The sequence below is a fragment of the Sphingosinicella microcystinivorans genome, from assembly GCF_027941835.1.
In the GTDB taxonomy this organism is placed as follows: Bacteria; Pseudomonadota; Alphaproteobacteria; order Sphingomonadales; family Sphingomonadaceae; genus Sphingosinicella.
The window spans coordinates 1275362-1294741 of the sequence record NZ_CP116005.1; the positions used below are offsets into that span (position 1 = coordinate 1275362).

23 protein-coding genes and 3 pseudogenes are annotated in these 19380 nt (G+C 60.4%); 18 read left to right on the top strand and 8 right to left on the bottom strand.

Going from position 1 to position 19380, the window contains the following annotated elements; genetic code table 11:
- Position 1: 1 nt before the first annotated feature.
- From PE061_RS06145 to PE061_RS06170, 6 genes are all read right to left on the bottom strand, one after another.
- Complete coding sequence (locus tag PE061_RS06145; protein ID WP_183795811.1) at positions 2 to 523, bottom strand: hypothetical protein; 522 nt, start codon at positions 521 to 523, stop codon at positions 2 to 4.
- A 4-nt stretch (positions 524 to 527) separates the two neighbouring features.
- On the bottom strand, positions 528 to 1784 hold the full coding sequence (locus PE061_RS06150) for a restriction endonuclease subunit S (protein ID WP_183795809.1): 1257 nt from the start codon (positions 1782 to 1784) through the stop codon (positions 528 to 530).
- A 104-nt stretch (positions 1785 to 1888) separates the two neighbouring features.
- Positions 1889 to 3919: a type I restriction-modification system subunit M gene (locus tag PE061_RS06155; protein ID WP_183795807.1), complete on the bottom strand. Its 2031-nt coding sequence runs from the start codon at positions 3917 to 3919 to the stop codon at positions 1889 to 1891.
- Positions 3920 to 3926: 7 nt separating this feature from the next.
- Entirely contained in the window at positions 3927 to 4115 is a 189-nt protein-coding gene (locus PE061_RS06160; RefSeq protein WP_183795805.1) for a hypothetical protein, read from the bottom strand.
- A 9-nt stretch (positions 4116 to 4124) separates the two neighbouring features.
- Entirely contained in the window at positions 4125 to 4439 is a 315-nt protein-coding gene (locus PE061_RS06165) for a HigA family addiction module antitoxin (protein WP_183795803.1), read from the bottom strand.
- A gap of 17 nt (positions 4440 to 4456) precedes the next feature.
- The gene (locus PE061_RS06170) at positions 4457 to 4837 is read right to left on the bottom strand and encodes a type II toxin-antitoxin system RelE/ParE family toxin (protein ID WP_271258270.1); all 381 of its coding nucleotides are present in this window, start codon (positions 4835 to 4837) and stop codon (positions 4457 to 4459) included.
- 497 nt (positions 4838 to 5334) lie between these two features.
- On the opposite strand from PE061_RS06170, the gene PE061_RS06175 reads away from it, so the two are divergent.
- The 4 genes from PE061_RS06175 to PE061_RS06190 all read left to right on the top strand — a co-directional run bounded on the left by PE061_RS06175 (position 5335) and on the right by PE061_RS06190 (position 7649).
- On the top strand, positions 5335 to 5865 hold the full coding sequence (locus PE061_RS06175; protein WP_183795799.1) for an antirestriction protein ArdA: 531 nt from the start codon (positions 5335 to 5337) through the stop codon (positions 5863 to 5865).
- A 200-nt stretch (positions 5866 to 6065) separates the two neighbouring features.
- Positions 6066 to 6281: a transcriptional regulator domain-containing protein gene (locus PE061_RS06180; RefSeq protein WP_183795797.1), complete on the top strand. Its 216-nt coding sequence runs from the start codon at positions 6066 to 6068 to the stop codon at positions 6279 to 6281.
- Positions 6282 to 6327: 46 nt separating this feature from the next.
- A complete protein-coding gene (locus PE061_RS06185) occupies positions 6328 to 6849 on the top strand; it encodes a DUF2285 domain-containing protein (protein ID WP_183795795.1) in 522 nt (173 codons plus the stop codon).
- Positions 6850 to 7115: 266 nt separating this feature from the next.
- The gene (locus tag PE061_RS06190) at positions 7116 to 7649 is read left to right on the top strand and encodes a GNAT family N-acetyltransferase (RefSeq protein ID WP_247996909.1); all 534 of its coding nucleotides are present in this window, start codon (positions 7116 to 7118) and stop codon (positions 7647 to 7649) included.
- Positions 7650 to 7776: 127 nt separating this feature from the next.
- Here PE061_RS06190 and PE061_RS06195 read toward each other — a convergent pair whose 3' ends face one another.
- Entirely contained in the window at positions 7777 to 8064 is a 288-nt protein-coding gene (locus PE061_RS06195; RefSeq protein ID WP_183795818.1) for a DNA -binding domain-containing protein, read from the bottom strand.
- Between the two features lie 456 nt (positions 8065 to 8520).
- Between PE061_RS06195 and PE061_RS06200 the strand changes: the two genes are divergently transcribed.
- The 11 genes and pseudogenes from PE061_RS06200 to PE061_RS06245 all read left to right on the top strand — a co-directional run.
- Positions 8521 to 8790, top strand: a complete 270-nt coding sequence (locus PE061_RS06200; RefSeq protein WP_036284017.1) for a helix-turn-helix transcriptional regulator — start codon at positions 8521 to 8523, stop codon at positions 8788 to 8790.
- Positions 8791 to 9867 (top strand): replication initiator protein A, encoded by a 1077-nt coding sequence (locus PE061_RS06205; RefSeq protein WP_183795791.1) that lies wholly within the window; start codon positions 8791 to 8793, stop codon positions 9865 to 9867.
- 58 nt (positions 9868 to 9925) lie between these two features.
- Positions 9926 to 10444: a DUF2840 domain-containing protein gene (locus PE061_RS06210; protein WP_021696263.1), complete on the top strand. Its 519-nt coding sequence runs from the start codon at positions 9926 to 9928 to the stop codon at positions 10442 to 10444.
- On the top strand, positions 10441 to 10986 hold the full coding sequence (locus tag PE061_RS06215; RefSeq protein WP_271258271.1) for a S26 family signal peptidase: 546 nt from the start codon (positions 10441 to 10443) through the stop codon (positions 10984 to 10986). Before PE061_RS06210 ends, PE061_RS06215 begins: the two co-directional genes overlap by 4 nt.
- 36 nt (positions 10987 to 11022) lie before the next feature.
- Positions 11023 to 11358 carry a DUF736 domain-containing protein gene (locus tag PE061_RS06220; protein WP_145396306.1) on the top strand — a complete coding sequence of 112 codons (336 nt, stop codon included), beginning with the start codon at positions 11023 to 11025 and terminating at the stop codon, positions 11356 to 11358.
- A gap of 173 nt (positions 11359 to 11531) precedes the next feature.
- Entirely contained in the window at positions 11532 to 12263 is a 732-nt protein-coding gene (locus PE061_RS06225; protein ID WP_420794391.1) for a lytic transglycosylase domain-containing protein, read from the top strand.
- Positions 12260 to 12580: a hypothetical protein gene (locus tag PE061_RS06230; RefSeq protein WP_183795786.1), complete on the top strand. Its 321-nt coding sequence runs from the start codon at positions 12260 to 12262 to the stop codon at positions 12578 to 12580. Before PE061_RS06225 ends, PE061_RS06230 begins: the two co-directional genes overlap by 4 nt.
- Before the next feature lie 143 nt (positions 12581 to 12723).
- Positions 12724 to 13224 (top strand): annotated as a pseudogene (locus tag PE061_RS21730) (relaxase/mobilization nuclease domain-containing protein); the annotation flags it as partial.
- A 174-nt stretch (positions 13225 to 13398) separates the two neighbouring features.
- Positions 13399 to 14631 (top strand): DUF3363 domain-containing protein, encoded by a 1233-nt coding sequence (locus PE061_RS06235; RefSeq protein ID WP_271259137.1) that lies wholly within the window; start codon positions 13399 to 13401, stop codon positions 14629 to 14631.
- 216 nt (positions 14632 to 14847) lie between these two features.
- The gene (locus PE061_RS06240; protein WP_000214125.1) at positions 14848 to 16062 is read left to right on the top strand and encodes a chloramphenicol/florfenicol efflux MFS transporter FloR2; all 1215 of its coding nucleotides are present in this window, start codon (positions 14848 to 14850) and stop codon (positions 16060 to 16062) included.
- A 93-nt stretch (positions 16063 to 16155) separates the two neighbouring features.
- Positions 16156 to 16272 (top strand): annotated as a pseudogene (locus PE061_RS06245) (DUF3363 domain-containing protein); the annotation flags it as partial.
- Here the strand turns inward: PE061_RS06245 and tetR(G) are convergent.
- Complete coding sequence (tetR(G), locus tag PE061_RS06250) at positions 16269 to 16895, bottom strand: tetracycline resistance transcriptional repressor TetR(G) (protein WP_000163574.1); 627 nt, start codon at positions 16893 to 16895, stop codon at positions 16269 to 16271. The pseudogene PE061_RS06245 and the gene tetR(G) overlap by 4 nt on opposite strands.
- 103 nt (positions 16896 to 16998) lie before the next feature.
- On the opposite strand from tetR(G), the gene tet(G) reads away from it, so the two are divergent.
- The 3 genes and pseudogenes from tet(G) to PE061_RS06265 form a co-directional block, all read left to right on the top strand.
- On the top strand, positions 16999 to 18174 hold the full coding sequence (gene tet(G) / locus PE061_RS06255) for a tetracycline efflux MFS transporter Tet(G) (protein WP_001257840.1): 1176 nt from the start codon (positions 16999 to 17001) through the stop codon (positions 18172 to 18174).
- An 89-nt stretch (positions 18175 to 18263) separates the two neighbouring features.
- A complete protein-coding gene (locus PE061_RS06260; RefSeq protein ID WP_028657710.1) occupies positions 18264 to 19187 on the top strand; it encodes a LysR family transcriptional regulator in 924 nt (307 codons plus the stop codon).
- A pseudogene (locus PE061_RS06265) lies at positions 19124 to 19309 on the top strand (DUF3363 domain-containing protein); the annotation flags it as partial. The gene PE061_RS06260 and the pseudogene PE061_RS06265, both read left to right, overlap by 64 nt.
- Between the last annotated feature and the right edge of the window lie 71 nt (positions 19310 to 19380).

Sequence of the window (19380 nt, forward strand, 5' to 3'; positions counted from 1 at the left end):
TCTATTCCTCCCCCAAGTCCAATACGATATATTCCGTTAATTGGCCGATCTCGACCGTGTCCGTCGCGTTTCGAAGCTGCTTCTTGGTGATAAGGACGTATGTAACGCCCTCGGCTGTGCCGACCTTATAAAAATGCCAGCCCATCAAACCGAGCAGCGGATTGAAATGATAGCTGTATCCCGTAGCAACGACGCCCGCGAATATCAGGATGGCTGGAATCCAGACATTCCAATTCAGCGCGTCAAACTGCGCCGTGAACAGCGGCAGCAGGTAGAGCAGGAGAAAGCCCATGTTCTCCCGGTCGGCGGCTTCTATTGAGACCGGCTTGAACGACATGCGTTCAAGATTGTTCTTCGCGTAGCGCAACAGGAGCCAGCAAACAAAGACAAGGGCAACACACGCGGCGGCGAGAACGAGCGCCACGCAGGAATCACCAGACTGGAACGCGACCCATGCATAGGTCAGCAGCACCGGCGCAATGGCGGTGCTGGTCAACATCAGCTTGGCGACCCTGCTCAGCATGGGGTTAACCCGTTGCCCGAGCGGCGGCAGGTGGCGGCATTTCGTCCTCCAACCGGTCGAGGCGACTTCCGGTAATGTCCCCGCTTTGCCAAGTGGCAATGTCGATCTGGCCGGTAACAGCGGCTGTGATGAGCGCGACACGGAATTCAGCCAACTTGGCAATAGAAATTTCGATGTCGGCGCGCAGCCTATCGATCTTCTTAAATTCAGATTCTAGATAAACATTAATACACTTCTGATGATCAAGTGGCGGCAATGGCAACCAAATGTTGGCCATACGGCTCAATCCGAGATCGTTGTTGGTTGCTCCGCGCGTGAAAAGTTGAGACTGTTCATAACATCCCCGGCTATTCAGCGCGTTTGCGATATATTCTGGATTTGCAACTTTGCGTCTTATTTTTAATAGCGCAACGTGAACCCAGATTTGAAAATCAAAATTCAAATCCACATAGCGCGCTACTCCTGTAGTTCCGCCTTTGGTATAGAGAACGTCGCCCACCCGTGGCCGTAATTTTTTGGATAGCTCCAGAAATAGGTCATCAGATATATATTTCGCATCGTCCAGCGCCCACCGGTCGACTTTGATATTGCGCGCAGAAATGAAAGGGACCCCAGCGTCAACATACTCTGGCGAAATGTGAGGACCGTCAGAAATTTGACTGACAACGTTCTTAAGGCGCGCGAGCTGCCAACCATTTGGTATTGTGGGGAACCAGAGGTTTCCAGTATCTCTAGTGGCGGGGTTGCCAAGCAAGTTCCCGCAAATCGCATGATTGATCCGACTAGCCCTCAGCTCGTCGGCGATCCTCAGCAACCGCTGTTTCTTCTCGATCAGTTGATCGATGCGCGCTGTCTCGCGGTCGAGGAAATCCCCAATCAACTTTTGTGCATTGGCATCCGGAGCGGCTACCCAGTCATTCGGAAAGTCAGCAAACTTAATAGATTGGCGAACCCCGCCACCGAGAGAGTAGTAGTATTTAGCGAGATCAAGTGCCAGCAAAGCGTATGCCCAGAAGCGCGGATCGTGCCCTTCTGCAATGTCTAGTGCATCGTAGGCGGACGTGATAATGCCGCGCTCTTTGACTAAGCCTTGGCGGAGGCTGCGCTTATCATTTTGCAGATCGGTAAGCCGCATCACAATATTGTCCGGCTCCACGATCTGATAGGTTTCAAAGCTCTCGGGGAGGAGTCCTTCGGTGGTGTCGATGTCTTTCCGTACAATCCGCCCATAGCTTAGAGACAGCAGGTTTTCTTCCTGCATGCCGACATTCTTGTAGCCCTTTCGCACACGGAGGACTCTGTGAAGCTTGTTCAAGCTCCAACCATCGGGGCGCGGCGCGGAATGAACCCTTTCCTGCAAAGTGATCACGCCGCCACCTCTTTCAGGAGTCCGGCGATCTCAGCCTCAAGTATCCTCAACTCAGCGTCGATTTCCTCCAGCGGGCGGGGCGGGACATAGCGATAGAAGTACCGGTTGAAGTTGATCTCGTATCCCACGCGGCCGACTTCGCCGTCGCGCGCGTCACAATAGCTTTCATCCACCCAAGCATCAGGAACGAACGGCTTGACCTCCCGCTCGACATAGTCGCGCCAGTCGTCTTTCAACGGCACCAGCTCATGGTTGCGCAGTTCTGTATCCGGCTCCGGATTGCCGTTCTTATCCGTGCAGATGTCGGCATCCTCGTCCCGTTCCGATAGGGCAGAGAGGATAGCCTTCCTCACCGGCGTGCCGATCTTCACGCCTTCGGCCTTCAGCGTCTCGCTTAATGCCTTCTCGAACGCATCGCGGCTGGTGAATATTTGATCCGGCAGCGCCATCAGCACGTCGAGAATTTCTTCCTTCTCTTGATCTTCCAGCTTCTCGAACGGCTTTTCCGATCCGAGCCGGGCAATGCGTTCCTGACTCACCAGAAAATTCAGGCGCAAGGGCCGCTCGACGCGAATCTCGCGATAGCCGAAATCGGCGACATCAAAGATTTTTGCCACATCGGATTCGCCGCTCTCCCCATTCAGGAACCCGGCATATATGCGCACGATATCGGCTCGGGCCTCGTCCGGAATTTCCCGCCGTTTCGAGCCGAGAGATTTGCGCATGGATTTCCAGAAGCGCTCCCCGGAGGCATCAATCAGCTGGACTCTGCCCTGCCGGTTGACGGGCTTACGGTTGGTCAGGAGCCAGACATAGGTCTGGATACCGGTGTTGTAGAACAGATCGGTTGGCAGGGCGACGATTGCCTCAACCCAGTCTTTCTCCAGCATCCAGCGGCGGATTTCGCTTTCGCCGGAAGCCGCACCGCCGGTGAACAGGGGCGATCCGTTCATAACGATACCAATGCGCGATCCGGCCTCGTCATCGCGCATCTTGGAAATCATATGTTGCAGGAACAGGAGCTGGCCGTCCGATATGCGGGGCGTGCCCGCCCCGAAACGACCGTCAAAGCCCATCGTGTCCGCTTCGGCCTTGATCTTGTCTTGATATTTCTTCCAGTCCACCCCGTAGGGCGGATTGGACAGCATGTAGTGGAATTTCTTGTCCTTGTGAGCATCGTGGCTAAGCGTGTTGCCGAAGGCGATCTGCTCCGGGTCATGCCCCGTCACCAGCATGTCGGATTTGCAGATGCCGAAGGATTCGCCGTTCAGCTCCTGCCCGAACAACTCAACGCGGATAGAGGAATTGAAGTCCTTGAGCGCGCCTTCCGTCAGGGCTAACATGCCGCCCGTGCCGCAGGCTGGATCGTATACTTGGCGTATTATCCCGCGCCCGGTGAGTTTGGTATCGTCATTGGCGATCAGAAGATCAACGATCAGTCGGATGACCTCTCGCGGCGTGAAATGTTCACCGGCGGTTTCGTTCGAGATTTCCGAGAAGCGGCGGATCAGTTCCTCAAACAAATAACCCATCTCCAGATTACTGATGGAATCGGGATGAAGGTCGATTTCGCAGAACCGCTCAAACACGTTCCAGAGAATGCCGCCATCCTTCAGGCGCTTCAGCTGGTCGGTGAACAGGAACTTGTCGAGGAAAATGTCGCGGACATTGCCTGAGAACTTTGTGATGTAGTCGACTAGATTGTCGTGCAGTTGGCGCGCGTCCTGACCACGCAGGCGGTCGAAGGTGAAACGCGAAAGATTATAGACCTTCACGTTGCCGCCAATCGCGCCAAACAGGATCATGTCGCGCGTTGCGTCGTCCACGCCATCCGGCAGGGTTTCGGCAGCGGCGAGGACGGCATCTTTCGATGCTTCGAGAATACAGTCCAAACGCCGCATGACAACGAAGGGCAGAATGACCTTGCCATATTCGGATTGCTTGAAATCACCGCGCAGGATTTCCGCGATTGACCACACAAAGCCGCCAAGGCCCTGAATTCTGCTGCTTGCCCCCTTCACGTCCATTGCTCCTTCATTCGCTAGTCGAACCGGATTCCGGTCCTTCGATATTCCGTAGTTCCTGTTTCACCAGCGTCGCATGGCTACGCGCGGCCCGCACCAAGGCAACCGATGGCTCAGACGGCGAGCGCAGCGCCTCGACAAGACGGCGCTGGCCGTCAGGAGACAAAACAATGACATGCTCGGCAGATGGCAGATTCATTCTGGGTCCCTATCGTGGCTGGTGTTCGGCCATCGTGGGCACACCTGAACGAACCGGCAGCCGCGCGATCGCCTGTCCCGCCTTTTCCTCCGCAACACGGATTTCGTAGGCGCTTTGCAGGTTCAGCCAGAACTGCGGTTCGGTGCCGAACCAGTGCCCGAAGCGCAGTGCGGTATCGCCGGTCACAGCGCGCTTACCAGCGATGATCTGGCTGATCCGGTTTGGCGGCACGTCGATCTGCCGCGCGAACTCGGTCGGCGAAACATCCAGTCCGTCCAGCTCATCCTTGAGGATTTCGCCGGGATGAACAGCTCTCATAAACATGGCCTGATCTCCTTTCCTCAGTGATAGTCCACGATTTCAACATTGCCCGGCCCAATTTGGCCGGGGAGCCACTCGAAACAGATGCGCCATTGCTGGTTAATGCGAATGGAGTACTGTCCTGCACGATCCCCTTTGAGCGCTTCAAGCCGGTTGCCCGGCAGGGCGCGGAGCGTATCGAGCGACAGCGCCGCATTCAGGATGGACAGCCGCCGCGCGGCCTGTTCTTCAAACCCTTGAAAGGCTTTAACGAACTCGCCCCTTGCAAAACGCTCTGTGTTTTTATCCCGATAGCTCAGAATCATGATCTTCCAACTATAGCGATATTGACGATGTACGTCAAACGTCAATTGAGGGGCGATGGTGCGGGACTCAGATATGAGCGGCAACTTGTTCACCATTGAGACGGCGCACGGCGAGGTGCATGTGTTTTCTAGCAGATGAGAACATGACTGCCTGTCCGTGCTCACACGGGCAGACCTCGCAGAATCTCTGGCTGTCGCCAAGCCAAAAACACCAAAAACGAACGGGTTAGCCGCTTAATGTATCTGCTTTGAGCGGCTTCTATATTTCCAGTGAATCCTCAAAACCACGCTCGCGCTTTGGCCGCACATTCTTGTGACCTCTGCACAGCGAACAGGAACACGGACGGCAACGACCGTCTACCGCCGCGTGATCCTCAACAGGTTTGCTAAGGGCCTTGCCCTCGCGCCAGCAAGGTAAGTGGAACCGTCCGGAGTGGTATCCCCAACCTTCCGCGCCCCCAAGGGGCTTGTGCAGGCCGGGTGATCCCTCCACCCCGGTCGCCCTTGCTCGTTGCTACCCCAGTCTCGGCGACGGCCAGAAGGTCAGGCGCGGCGTTCCGCTTCGCTGACCTTCAGACCCGAGGATCAGAGACATGACCAACCTTTCCGACAGCAATCCCCGCATCTATGTCGCCTGCCTTGCTGCCTACAATAACGGCTATCTGCATGGGGCTTGGATCGACGCGGATCAGGATGCGGACGAAATCAGGGACGAGATTGCGGCTATGCTCGCACGATCCCCCATCGAGCACGCGGAGGAATATGCCATCCATGATTATGAGGGCTTCGAGGGCATCACGATCAGCGAATATGCCGGCATCGAAACCGTGGCACGCATGGGCGCTTTCATCGCCGAGTATGGCGCGCTAGGCGCTGGCCTGCTGGATCAGTGCGACGATGACATGGACCAAGCCGAAACCGCCTTGCGGGACTGCTATCACGGCCAGTTCGCCAGCCTTGCCGACTTCATGGAGGATTTGACCGCTGAAAGCGGCACTACAATCCCCGAGGCGCTGCGCTACTACATTGATTGGAAAGCAATGGCCCGTGACGCTGAAATGAACGGCGAGTTTTTCACAGTCGAAACCGCACATGACGAGGTGCATGTGTTTTCCAGCCAATGAAAGCCGGAGCGCCTTGCCCGCGCTTTTGCGGGCGGGCGTCTCGCGGAATCATCAAAATAGTGTTAATCAGAAGACAACCGAGAATGATCGGGTTGGCCGCTCAACGTATCTGCTTTGCGCGGCTTCCATATTTCCAGCGATCTTTGAACCTCTGGGGGCTGGGCGCTGCCTTGCGCGCCCCGGCTTTGGGAGGTGACGCCATGCTTAGCATCGACTGGCGTTTGCCGGCGGCATACAGACACGCGAAGCATATTCCGGCCGCCGGTTTCGCTTGGGAATATCTGCGCCGGAATGACGATTATCGTCAGGCGTTCCAGACCATCGCACTGACCGGGGGACCGTCCGGCCGCGACCTTGAAGCGTTCGCGGATCGCTGGGGGTTGCGATTTCCCGTGCGATCCCGACGCGCCGTATGACCGGCCGCCACCAATCTGGAGTCCTAGCCTTCATCCGCAAGCGGTGATGCTCTCGCCGGTCGAGCATAAGAACGGTGACACCGAACCAATATTGACGCTGGCTCATCTCGCCGCCCTCGACCTGCGCCGCGCTGCCGATGGCTGGCATGGTATCTGGCAGGTGGATGGCGTGGCACATCAATTCTGGCTGCCCGAGGCGGTGCCCGACGCAGCCGCTTTCTATGCCGTCACCCTGCCGATGGATTCCTTTCTGGAGCTGCGCGCCCACGCTGCGCGCCGTCTTTGGCGGTCCCTCAATGGCCGCGCGCCCGGTCCCGACTTCCGGGCCGTTCCTGCCCAACTCCGGCAATGGCATATCCTGTCCCTGCGCGCGCTCGACGCCCGACTACGCGGAGAAAGCTATCGCACCATCGCCGAAGTCCTGCTCGGCTTTCGCGGCTCCAAGGAGGATTTCGAGAACGACCCGCGCAAGAACAAGGCTCGCCGTCTGGTTGCGCACGGCATAAAGATGATGTGCGGCGGCTATCGCCTGTTGCTCCACTACCCTATCAAGCCCGGCAAGCGTTGATCGTTAGCGAGCACCGTCTTGTTGCAAGTCGCAAACTTACTGCCAGTTGCAACAAAGAGGTGCGATACGAAAAGAGCCGGAAAGCCAGCCCTCGGGGAAATGTTGCGGACTTTAGAATTCCTACGAGAATTTCAGCAAGAATGGAGTGGAGCTAACAGACTGCTTCATGTGTCAAGAACGGCAAGGCGGCTGCTCAACTGAATAACTCGTTGCGCAATCCATGGTTTCGCACGACCATGCCGTAAATTTATTTTGAGGAATTTTCCATGACCTTACTAAAGACGCTGCGTTTGATTCTCAGTCCTTGCGCCCCGGTGGATCGTGTTAACTTCATCCAGCTAGAGCTTGACCCAGAAGTGATGCGGTTTCTTAACAATGGTGCGGTTGATCATGACAGGATCGATTCGACGACCGCGCCATTTCTCATGCCACGAGGAACCGAGCCGAACGTCTGGACAGCGCGACGCAATGCGGATGACGAGTTCGTCGGCTGGTTCTGCTTGTTGCCGAAAGGGAGGGCGTTAGCTGAGATCGGATATCGACTGCGCCGGGAAGCTTGGGGGCAGGGGCTGGCAACTGAAGGAGCTTTGGCTCTTATCGGTTGGGGCTTCGAGGTCGCGGGATATGACAAGATTGTGGCCAATACAATGGCGGTCAACCAAGGGTCGCGCCGTGTAATGGAGAAGGTTGGTATGAAACACACGCGGACGGATTTCTTGGATTTTCCCGACCCCATACCCGGCACGGAGCACGGCGAGGTAACGTATGAGTTGACCTGTTCAGAATGGGCCAACAATTGAGGGGCATATCAGCTTTTAGGACGCGACAAAGCCACTCGAAACGTCAGCGATTAGGTCGATTCCTGTCGGTCAGATATCGTAAAATTCCTAAGCCTGCGAGGTGAAGTAAGCTGAAAACCGCCGATGCTCACGCCTTGTTAGCTGCCGCCTGTTCCAGAATCTTCCTATAGCCCTCATGCGAAAGCCATTGCGCGCGTTCGAGATGGCTTTGCCAGCAACGATAGGTCCGAAGTTCCTCGGCAGCCGGATCGCGGTGAAGCACGATCCGCGCGACTTCTTTCCAGTCCGCGCCCTCGGCCTTGGCATCCAGCAAGCGTAGATAGGTCACGAAATGCCGTTCGTCATAGACGGTTATGGTGTCGCCGGTCGGCGCTTCGTCGTCCACATCGGGATCGAGTTCGACAGGAACCCGCATAGTCATTCCCCGTATCTGAGAGAGCTTGTCTGCGGTGCGCCCCCGCAAACGATTCTCTCTGACTCTTGGTGATCGGGGAGTTAGTAACCGTCACGAAACGGCCCCATGGCCTTTAGCTCGGAAAGCCTGTTGTATACGCCACAGGCTCCCCGACCATAGGTCAAGGAGTTGGTGCCGTTCTGGCTGGCACCGGCCATTCGTGAGGGGTTACTACGCCCCAGAGCAGCGCGTCTGCTCCACTCACAATCTTAGCCGAGCCGCGCGCGAATGTCTTTGCCTTTTCGGCGCGACACCGCGACGGGCGGCTGAAATCCCTCGACCGCGCAGCGCCCCGAAGGGGGGTGCCGTCAACGCATAGGCGCAAATGCGGCACGCTACGCGCCGCCGATCCCCCGCCATGGTTCGCCACAGTCCGCTGCCGCCCCCCGGCAGCCCATTCCCGACTGGAGGTGATCCATGCCCAACCCGCTTGCGGGCCTGCCGCCGCGCCTGTTGCGCACCAAGGAAGCCGCGCGCTTCCTCGGCATATCCATCCGCACCCTTGAGAAACATCGCACCTACGGCACCGGCCCGACCTATCGCAAGGTCGGCGGGCGCGTCCTCTACACCGTCCGCGATCTGGAGGACTGGAGCGCGGCGGGCGAGCGCAAATCCACCCGCGACAAGACCGCCGGCACTGTCTTTCCCGCGCGTCCGCTCACGCCCGAAGAACGGGACGAGTGCTAGATGCTGCGCGAGGACGATCACGCCCCCGCGCAGCCGACCGAGGACAGCGAGCGCAGCCGCCTAGACCCCTTCGTGGTTGCAACGGGCGATGCTCCGCCGCGCGACCAGCGCGATTTGATGGAACGGCCGTTCTTCTCGCTGGCGAAGACCCCGCGCACCAAGCCGATTCTCTACAAGGCCGCCGACATAGAGGTGCAGGTGTTCGGGATGCCCGAGCATGGCATGGCGACCATATGGGACGCCGATGTACTGATATGGGCGGCCTCGCAGATCGTTGCGGCCGAGAACAACGGCCTCACCACGTCGCGCTTTGTCCGCTTTACCCCCTACCATCTGTTGCGCGCCATCGGGCGGCCGACCGGCAATCACCAATACCGGCTTCTGAAAGCCGCGCTGGCGCGGCTGCAATCGACGGTCATCGCCACCACCATCCGCAACGGCCCGCATTGGCGACGCCGGCAATTCTCATGGATCAACGAGTGGGAGGAAATGACGACGCGCGCCGGCCGCGTCGAGGGCATGGAGTTCGTCCTGCCCGAATGGTTCTACAACAGCGTCATCGACCGCTCGCTGGTCCTGACCATCGACCCGGCCTATTTCCGGCTGACTGGCGGCATCGAGCGATGGCTTTACCGCGTCGCCAGAAAGCACGCCGGGCACCAGCGCCACGGCTGGATTTTCGAGGTCGCGCACCTTCACCAGAAATCCGGCAGCCTCGCCCGGCCGTCCGACTTCGCGCTGGATCTGCGCCGGATCGCGGCCCGCCAGCAACTTCCCGGCTACCTGCTCCAGATCGAGCGGGAAGACGGCCGCGAACTGCTGCGCATCCGCCCCGAAAGCTCATCAACAGGCACTGTTGATAAGCCTGTTAATGCCATCGGCAGATCAGGCGCACGGGGTATCGGCACATCAGGCGCAGCACTATCGGCAGATCAGGCGCACGAACCGCAGCTAACGCTTTGGCCTGAAACGCGGAATCCGACCGCTAACTTATCTAACAGAGAATCTAACTCTTTTTCTTTGACGCGCGCGCAGGCGAAGCGTGGTGCCGGTTCTGCCCGAAGGGGCGAGCCATGAGGGCCGCGCTCGACGCGCTGTGCCCGCGCAGCCCCCAGCACATCCCCGGAGACGAACAATGACCCGTCGCGCCCACCGCAGCGCGCACGGCCGTCCGCTGCCGGACGGGCCTGCGCCCTTCACCACATTGGTCGAGCTGACCTTCGAGAAACGCAAGGTCGAGCACTGGATACGCTTCGGCCGCAAGAGCTACGAGCAGATCATCGACCGCCGCCGCAGCGTCGTCGGCTTCGCGCCGGGCAGCGTCTTCGCCTTCGTCCGTTGGGCATCTGGCGAGCACGGCACTGTCGTTTCGCGCATCGACATTGTGCGCGCCATCGGGCGCGGCGAGCCGTTCCAGACATTGCCCTTCGTGCGCCCCGGTGGCGAAATCCTGTTGCGCCTCGACGGCTGGCCCAAGGTGCAGCGTGCGCTTGTAGCTATCGACGCCGTGGATGCGCTCGGCCTCGATCCGGCCGACGCCTCGCCGGATCACTGGCGGCACGTCCACAACCGTTTGACTGCCAATCTGGAGCCGCACGCCTACACGCCCGAGCGACATGCCGCGTGGCTTCACCGCCGAAGGATCGAGCCATGACACGCCGCCGCACCCTTACGGTGACGGCGCTCGCCGCCATCGGCATCGCCGCCGCCAGCGCCGTCGATTGGCCCGTGAAACTCATCTGGAACGCCACGGCCAGCGCGCCCATCGGCTTCTACACCGTCGAGCCGGCCGACGCGCTCGACGTGCCCGAGTTGGTCGCCATCATGCCGCCCGAACCGCTCGCCAGCTTCATGGTCGAGCGCGGCTATATCGCACGAGGCGTCCCGCTCTTGAAGCGCGTCTTGGGCCTGCCCGGACAGCGGGTTTGCCGAGCCGGCCGCACGATCACGGTTGACGGGATCGAGATGGGCGAGGCGCTGGAGCGCGACAGCCTCGGCCGCGATCTGCCCGTCTGGCAGGGCTGCCGCGTCATCGGCGGCGACCAGCTTTTCCTCATGAATTGGGAAGTCCGCGACAGCCTCGACGGCCGTTATTTCGGACCCATCCCCGCAGATTCCGTCATCGGCCGAGCGGTTCCGCTCTGGACCGATGAGGAAGGCGTCGGCCGCTACGAGTGGCGCGCGCCGACGCACTGAAACCACCCCCCGAGAACCAACCGCAGGAGATTTCCCATGGCAGAAATAGGCACCTTCACCCGCACCGAAACCGGCTATGCGGGAGAGCTTCATTCGTTCGGCCTCCACGAAAAGCTGTTCATCGTCCCGGCCAAGCCCAGCGACGTGAAAAACGCGCCCGATTATCGCCTGCGCCTCGACAGCGAGGACGGGCCGGACGCAGGCCCCGCATGGAAAGACTCCAGTGAGAACGCTGGCGAGTTCGTGTCGATGCGATTGGAGGGACCGATCTTTCCGTTCCCGATCCGCGCCAAACTGTTCCAGTCCAACGACGACCCTTCGGTCTGGACCCTGCGTTGGAAGCACGCCCGGAAGATCGAGGATGAGGAATGACGGCCGCGCGCGTCCGGCCCGCCATCCGGTCAAAGATCGGCATCCCTTTGTTCGCGGAAAAGCCGTCTCATCCCTTCGTCCCGCTCGGCGACCAGACGGCCGGCGCGCGCAGCGAAGGTCAGGGGCGGCCATCGGCCGGCGCTTGCGCCTTGCCCTTGACCGCAGCGAGCACGCTGGCAGGCTGGCGGCAAAGCGGAGACAGGCCGGCATGGCATTATGCCGTCCTGCTGCTGGCGGGGGCGCTTTCCGTCTGCACCGGATCGGGCGTCGCTGTCGCGCAATCCGCGCCCGTCGAGCGCCCGACCGCCGCCCATCCCTATGCGGCGCACATCGCCGAGGCGTCGCAGCGTTTCGGCATCCCCGAGCACTGGATTCGCGCCGTGCTGCGCGCCGAAAGCGCGGGCGATGTGCGCGCCATATCGTCAGCCGGGGCGATGGGATTGATGCAGGTGATGCCCGACACATGGGCGGGCCTGCGCGTCCGCCATGGCCTCGGCCGTGATCCCTACGACCCGCGCGACAACATCCTCGCAGGCACCGCCTATCTGCGCGAGATGTTCGACCGCTACGGCAATGTCGCGGCGATGCTGGCGGCCTATAACGCCGGCCCCGGCCGCTATGACGAGCACCGCGCGACGGGCCGCCCGCTTCCCGCCGAAACCCGCGCCTATGTCGCCGCGCTCGCCCCGATCCTTGGCGGCGCGGCTCCATCGGATGCGCCGTTGCAACCACCGGCACCGCCGCCCGATTGGCGCGAGGCACCGCTATTCGTCATGCGCCCGGACGACACGCGAGCTGCCGCCGCGCCGCTGTCCGAGGCGCAATCCGGCGACGGCCGCGCCCGTGCGGAGCCGCAGGACGGCAGCATTTTCGTGGCGAGCGCCAGCGACGGGGGAACGCCATGAAGGCGGCGTTCCCGCGCTCGGCGGTTTTGGTTTTGGCATCCGGTCGGGCAGGTTTGCGCCCGGCAGGATTCCCGGCAGGAGGGGCAGAAAAGACAGAAAGGGCGGAGGGCAAGATTAAAGAAGACGGCACCATGTCGGGCCGCTTCTGGAAATTGTTGTTGTCTGCACACTGGTTAGGTGGCCGGTTCCGGCACCATGGTTTTGAGGGGCCGCGTGCCGCGATTTTGCGCAAAGCCTTGGCTTTGCAGGGTTTCAAGCGGCACCATAGGCGCAGATCGGCGGTTTTCCGGCGGTTTGGGCTGGAGTCGCGCCCTTGAGCGCCGACGACGAAAACCGCTTCCGACCGAAGCCCGGCCGCATCCGATCCGACACGCCGAAGGCTGGCAAGACCAAGAGCTTTTTCACGCAGGTCAGGAAGATCACCCGGCAGCATCAGGCGGCAGCCTCCCGCGACCCTTCCATGCCGTCATCCGCCCGCCCGTCATCGTCGGGCCGGTCCCGTGCCGTGGTCGCCAGCGGCAAGGGCGTGAAGCGCGGCCGGGGCGCGAGCTTCGTGCGTGCCCGCAATATCTCGGGCAACTGGCATCATCGCCAGCCGGGCAGCCGCCGCGTCATCGTCAAGCAGCGCAGCGTCAGGGCCGCATTGAAGGGCGGCCGTGCCCGTGCACATCTGCGCTATGTCCAGCGTGACGGAACCTCACGCGACGGCGAGCGGGGCCGGCTCTATTCGGCGACCGAGGACCGCGCCGATGGCGACGCCTTCCTTGATCGCGGCAAGGACGACCGCCACCAATTCAGATTCATCGTCTCGCCCGAGGAGGGGGCGGAGCTGTCGGACCTCACGGCCTACACCCGCGATTTCATGAAACAGGTGGAAGCTGACCTTGGCACCAAACTCGATTGGGTTGCCGTCAATCACTACAACACCGGCCATCCCCATGTGCATATCGTCGTCAACGGCCGCGACGATATGGGCGGGGATCTAGTCATCAACGGCGACTACCTTTCCGCCGGCCTGCGCGAACGCGCCAGCGAGCTTGCCAGTCTCGAACTCGGCCCCGTGACCGAGATCGAGCAGGCCCGCAAGCTATCCGCCGAGATCGACCAAGACCGTTTCACCCGGATCGACCGCGCCATGGTCGAGGAAGCCGATGCCCGTTTCCTCGACCTGCGCCATGAACTGGCAGAGCCGAGGCGGCAGTTCGAGCGCACCTTGCGCCTGCGCCGCCTTACCAAGCTGGAGAAGATGGGGCTGGCGACCGAGCACGCGCCCGCCGTTTGGGAATTGAGCAAGGACATGGAACCGGCCCTGCGCGAGCTAGGCGAGCGTGGCGACATTATCCGCACCATGCAGAAGGCGCTCGGCCCGCAGGCAGGCGAACGCGATCCCATGAGCTTCCAAATCCATGACGGAGCGCCCGAGACGCCTATCGTCGGCCGCGTCGTGGACAAGCACCTGTCCGACGAGTTGGGCGAGAACCTGACAATCGTGGTGGACGGGATCGACGGTAGGACGCACCACATCGCCGGCATCACGCCCGAGCGGCTGGAGGACGCCCGCATTGGCAGCGTCATCCAGATCGGCCCGGCCGAGGTGGCACCCCGGCCGTCCGACCGCACCATCACCGCCATCGCCGAGGACGGCATCTATCGGCCGAGCCGCCATCTGGAGCAGGCGAAATTCGAGGGCCGCGTTCCCGGCGGCGACTATGAGGGCTATATCGATGCCCATGTCCGGCGGCTGGAGGCGCTGCGCCGGGCCGGCATCGTCGAGCGCATCGACGCCGACCAATGGCGCATCCCAGATGATCTGGTCAGCCGCGCGGCTGATTACGATACCGGCCGCGACCGGCAGGCCAGCGTTCGCGTGCTTTCCCCGGTTGATCTGCAAAGGCAGATACGTTCGGACTGCGCGACATGGCTGGACCGGCGATTGGTCCATGGCGAAACGGCCGACCTTGCGCCGACCGGCTTCGGGCAACAGGTCCGCGAAGCCATGGACCAGCGCCGCGAGCATCATATCGAACAGCGCGACGCCACGCGCAACAGGGACGGCCGAATCTTCTACCGGCGCAATCTTCTCGCCACCCTGCGCGAGCGGGAAGTTGCGCGCGCCGGTGCGGAGATGGCCGAGGGCAAGGCGCTGCCGTTCCGCGCCGCCAAGGATGGTGAGAGTGTCAGCGGCAAGTTCACCGGGACTGTCCAGCTAACGAGCGGCAAGTTCGCCATCGTGGAAAAGAGCCACGAGTTCACCCTTGTCCCGTGGCGGCCGATCATCGACCGCCAGCTCGGCCGCGAGGTCGCGGGTATCATGCAGGGCGGTTCGGTGTCGTGGCAGTTAGGGCGGCAGCGGGGGTTGGGGCTATAGGAGCCAACGATACCGCATTGCAACGCAACAACTAATTCGATAAGAGCTGCTATTCAATTTCGTAATCGTGGAGCCATCAGCATGGGAAATTCCAAGTCAGCAGACAAGTAAGCCGCAACATCAGAATTGTTGTTGCGGCGCTCTGTAAGACCAATCCCATCTGATTGCTGACGAGCAGACGCTGCCCGGTATCCTTAATCGAGCGGTTGATTCGTCATGACCACCACACGCCCCGCGTGGGCCTATACGCTGCCGGCAGCCTTGCTGCTTATGGCTCCCTTCGACATCCTCGCCTCGCTGGCGATGGATATTTATCTTCCAGTCGTTCCGGCGATGCCGGGCGTCCTGAACACGACTCCATCCATAATCCAACTCACGTTGAGCCTCTACATGGTGATGCTCGGTGTGGGCCAAGTGATCTTTGGGCCACTCTCCGATCGCGTCGGGCGACGGCCGATCCTGCTTGTAGGCGCAACGGCTTTCGTTGCTGCGTCTCTGGGAGCGGCTTGTTCTTCAACTGCATTAGCCTTTGTTGCGTTTCGTCTGGTTCAGGCTGTTGGAGCATCGGCCATGCTGGTGGCCACCTTCGCGACCGTGCGCGACGTATATGCCAATCGTCCCGAAGGTGCCGTCATCTACGGCCTTTTCAGTTCGATGCTGGCGTTCGTGCCTGCGCTCGGCCCTATAGCCGGTGCGCTGATCGGCGAGTTTTGGGGATGGCAGGCGATCTTCATCACACTGGCTGCACTGGCTTCGCTCGCACTCTTAAACGCCAGTTTCAGGTGGCATGAAACCCGACCGTTGGATCAGGCCAGAACGCAACGATCTGTTTTGCCGATCTTCGCGAGTCCGGCCTTTTGGGTTTACACGGTCGGATTTAGTGCCGGCATGGGCACATTCTTCGTTTTCTTCTCGACAGCCCCCCGTGTTCTCATAGGCCAAGCCGGCTATTCCGAGATCGGATTTAGCTTGGCCTTCGCGACTGTCGCGCTGGTCATGGTCACGACAACCCGCTTCGCAAAGTCCTTCGTTGCCAAATGGGGTATCGCGGGATGCGTAGCGCGCGGGATGGCGTTGCTCGTTTCCGGCGCGATCCTGTTGGGGATCGGCCAACTTTTCGGATCGCCGTCATTTTTCAGCTTCATCCTGCCGATGTGGGTTGTCGCGGTCGGCATTGTCTTCACGGTGTCCGTTACCGCCAACGGCGCACTTGCGCAGTTCGACGACATCGCTGGATCAGCGGTTGCGTTCTACTTCTGCATCCAAAGCCTGATAGTCAGTATCGTCGGGACATTGGCGGTGACGCTGTTAAACGGCGATACAGCGTGGCCCGTGATTTGTTACGCCACGGCAATGGCAGTGCTGGTGTCGTTGGGGCTGGCGCTCCTTCGATCCCGTGATGCTGCCACCGAGAAGTCGCCAGTCGTCTAGCCGACGACTGGAAGCAAGCCCGCTCCGATGCGGCGCAATAATCTTCGAAACCTCGTGAATGGCGGTATCCTGTCTGGCAAGATACCGCTCATTTCCCTTGTCCCGTGGCGGCCGGTCATCGACCGCCAGCTCGGCCGTGAGGTCATGGGCATCGTGCAAAGCGGATCGGTGTCGTGGCAGTTGGGGCGGCAAAGGGGCATAAGCCTCTAATCTGTTGTAGATGAACGCAGCCGCTCGAAACCAGCGATGAGGCTGTCGAGTCCGAAGTTGAACGCAGCATCCATGCCGTCTGTTTCCAACTCGTGAAACAGATCGTGCAGGAAGGACGACGGTGCTTGCTCGGACACATCTGGCCTGTCCGGAACTCTCTCATCGGCATCAGATGCCTGCTGCTCGAGAACGGAACCGACCACATAGTGACTGACCGCCCGGAGCGCCCAAACGGCGCGCTTCGGACAAAAGCCCTCCGCGCAGAGAAAGCGTATTTGCGTCTCGGCGGTGCCAAAATTCGGTTCTGTCGGTCGAGTGCCGGCATGGATACGCGCGCCGTCGCGATAAGAGAGCAACGCCGTTCTGAAGCTCAGGGCATTCTCTTTCAGGAACACCCGCCAGTCCTCATTCTCTTCGGGTAGCGAGCGGGTATGGCGTTCCGCCAGCATCGCCTCGGCGAGCGCATCAAGCAGCGCTCGCTTGTTCTGGAAATGCCAGTAAAGCGCAGGCTGCTGAACCTTGAGGCGTTCAGCGAGCTTCCGCGTCGTCAGGCTGTCCATGCCAACCTCGTTCAACAGCTCTAGCGCCGCCGCGATCACGGTGCCCTTGTCCAGTTTGGTCATTCACGTTCCTTCGCCAGTGCTTGACAATTTATCACCGATAAGTTCTATGTCCATCTCCTTATCGTTGATAAAGTCGCTCCATTGAGCGGCGCTGGAGTTTCAGGTGCGCAGCTCTGCCATCATTGCCCTGCTGATCGTGGGTCTTGACGCCATGGGTCTCGGCCTCATCATGCCCGTCCTTCCGACGCTTCTGCGTGAGCTTGTGCCAGCAGAGCAGGTCGCTGGACACTATGGTGCCTTGCTGTCGCTCTATGCATTGATGCAGGTCGTCTTCGCGCCCATGCTTGGACAGCTTTCGGATTCTTACGGTCGGCGTCCGGTACTTCTGGCTTCTCTTGCAGGAGCCGCAGTCGATTACACGATTATGGCATCAGCGCCGGTCTTATGGGTGCTCTATATCGGCCGACTCGTGTCCGGCGTCACGGGCGCAACCGGAGCTGTAGCAGCCTCAACCATTGCCGATTCGACGGGGGAAGGTTCTCGCGCACGCTGGTTCGGCTACATGGGGGCCTGTTATGGGGCGGGCATGATTGCCGGGCCAGCACTTGGTGGCATGCTCGGTGGTATCTCTGCTCATGCCCCGTTTATCGCCGCCGCCCTTCTCAACGGGTTCGCGTTCCTGCTTGCCTGCATTTTCCTCAAGGAGACTCATCACAGCCATGGCGGGACCGGAAAGCCGGTTCGCATCAAACCATTCGTTCTGTTACGGCTGGATGATGCATTGCGCGGGCTAGGTGCGCTTTTCGCAGTTTTCTTCATTATTCAACTGATCGGCCAAGTGCCTGCAGCCCTATGGGTCATATATGGCGAGGACCGTTTTCAGTGGAACACCGCGACCGTTGGTTTGTCGCTCGCGGCGTTTGGGGCAACACATGCGATCTTCCAAGCGTTTGTTACCGGCCCGCTTTCAAGCCGGCTTGGAGAGCGGCGCACGCTGCTGTTTGGCATGGCTGCGGATGCGACTGGCTTCGTTCTTCTGGCTTTTGCCACGCAGGGATGGATGGTGTTCCCGATTCTGTTGCTGCTTGCCGCCGGGGGTGTTGGCATGCCGGCCTTGCAGGCAATGCTCTCAAACAATGTCAGCAGTAACAAGCAAGGGGCTTTGCAAGGAACGCTAACGAGCCTCACCAATCTAAGCTCTATCGCAGGACCGCTTGGCTTCACAGCACTCTATTCTGCCACCGCCGGGGCATGGAACGGTTGGGTTTGGATTGTCGGCGCGATCCTCTATTTAATATGTCTGCCAATACTACGCAGACCATTCGCAACTTCATTGTGATTTAGTCATGGCGATTTGGCATGCGTAGACTTAGGAGAAATGACGGATTAAATCTGTTGAGCAATCATCTCCTTTCGGGGCGAGTGCCAATGATGACCTTAGTTCACACTCTCGCTGTCGCCGAATATCTCAACTTCCGTCACGCCGCCAACGCGCTCGGCGTTGCACAGTCCAGCGTCAGCGCCCGCGTGAAGGCACTGGAAGAAGACCTCGGCATCCTCTTGTTCGAGCGTCATGCGCGCGGCGTTCGGCTGACCGAGGCCGGACGCCATTTCGTCGAGCGGATAGCCGTAGGTATTGACCAACTCGACCATGCGGTGAAAACCGCCGGCATGGCGGCAGCCGGAGAAAGCGGCCGGCTTCGTATCGGTATCCATGCCCTGATTCCGCATAGCTTCCTCGCAAAGCTGATCGGCCAATACCGCAAGGATTACCCCGATGTTGAAGTCGAGATCGCCGAAGGCCCGGCCCGTGAAGCGGTGGTGCAGCTTCGCGCCGGCAGGTTGGACGTGGCGTTCGTCGCGGGCACGCCCCAACCACCCGACTGCCATTCCCGTCGCACATGGACCGAACCGCTCTTGGCGGTGCTACCGGAACGGCATCCGCTCGCCAAGCGGTCAGCCGTCACATGGCCCGATTTGGCAGGCGAGACGTTCCTTGTCCGGCATGGCGGCACTGGACCGCAGGTTCATAGCCATATCGTGCTACGCCATGCCGAGCGCTGGCCTGCGCCGTCGATCCTGCGCTTCGACGTGGGGCGTGGCACCCTTTTGTCTTTGGTCGGACAGGGCTTTGGCATCACCATCGTCGGCGCGGCCACGGCGCTGTTGCCGACAAACGGCATTGTCTTTTTGCCCTTCACCGACGAGCCGGAGCCGGTCGCCTTCTCGGCTGTCTGGTCGCCGTCCAATCGCAGCGCGGCGCTTCGCAACCTGCTCAGCCTCGCCAACGACATGGGCCGGAAGGTCTGCACGGACTACCGTTCGATACTACCACGGATAGCGAAGGCGTGAGCGACAAGTCCAACGGCACCGTACAATTATCCAGCAGCCAGTTCGCTGTGGTTGAAAAGAGCCATAAATGCACCCTTGTCCCGTGGCGGCCGGTCATCAACCGCCAGCTCAGCAGCGAGGTCTGCGCGGGCAGATAGGACCGGCGCTATAGGATCAATGCTCTATTCGACCTTCCTCTCAAAAGCGTTATCTG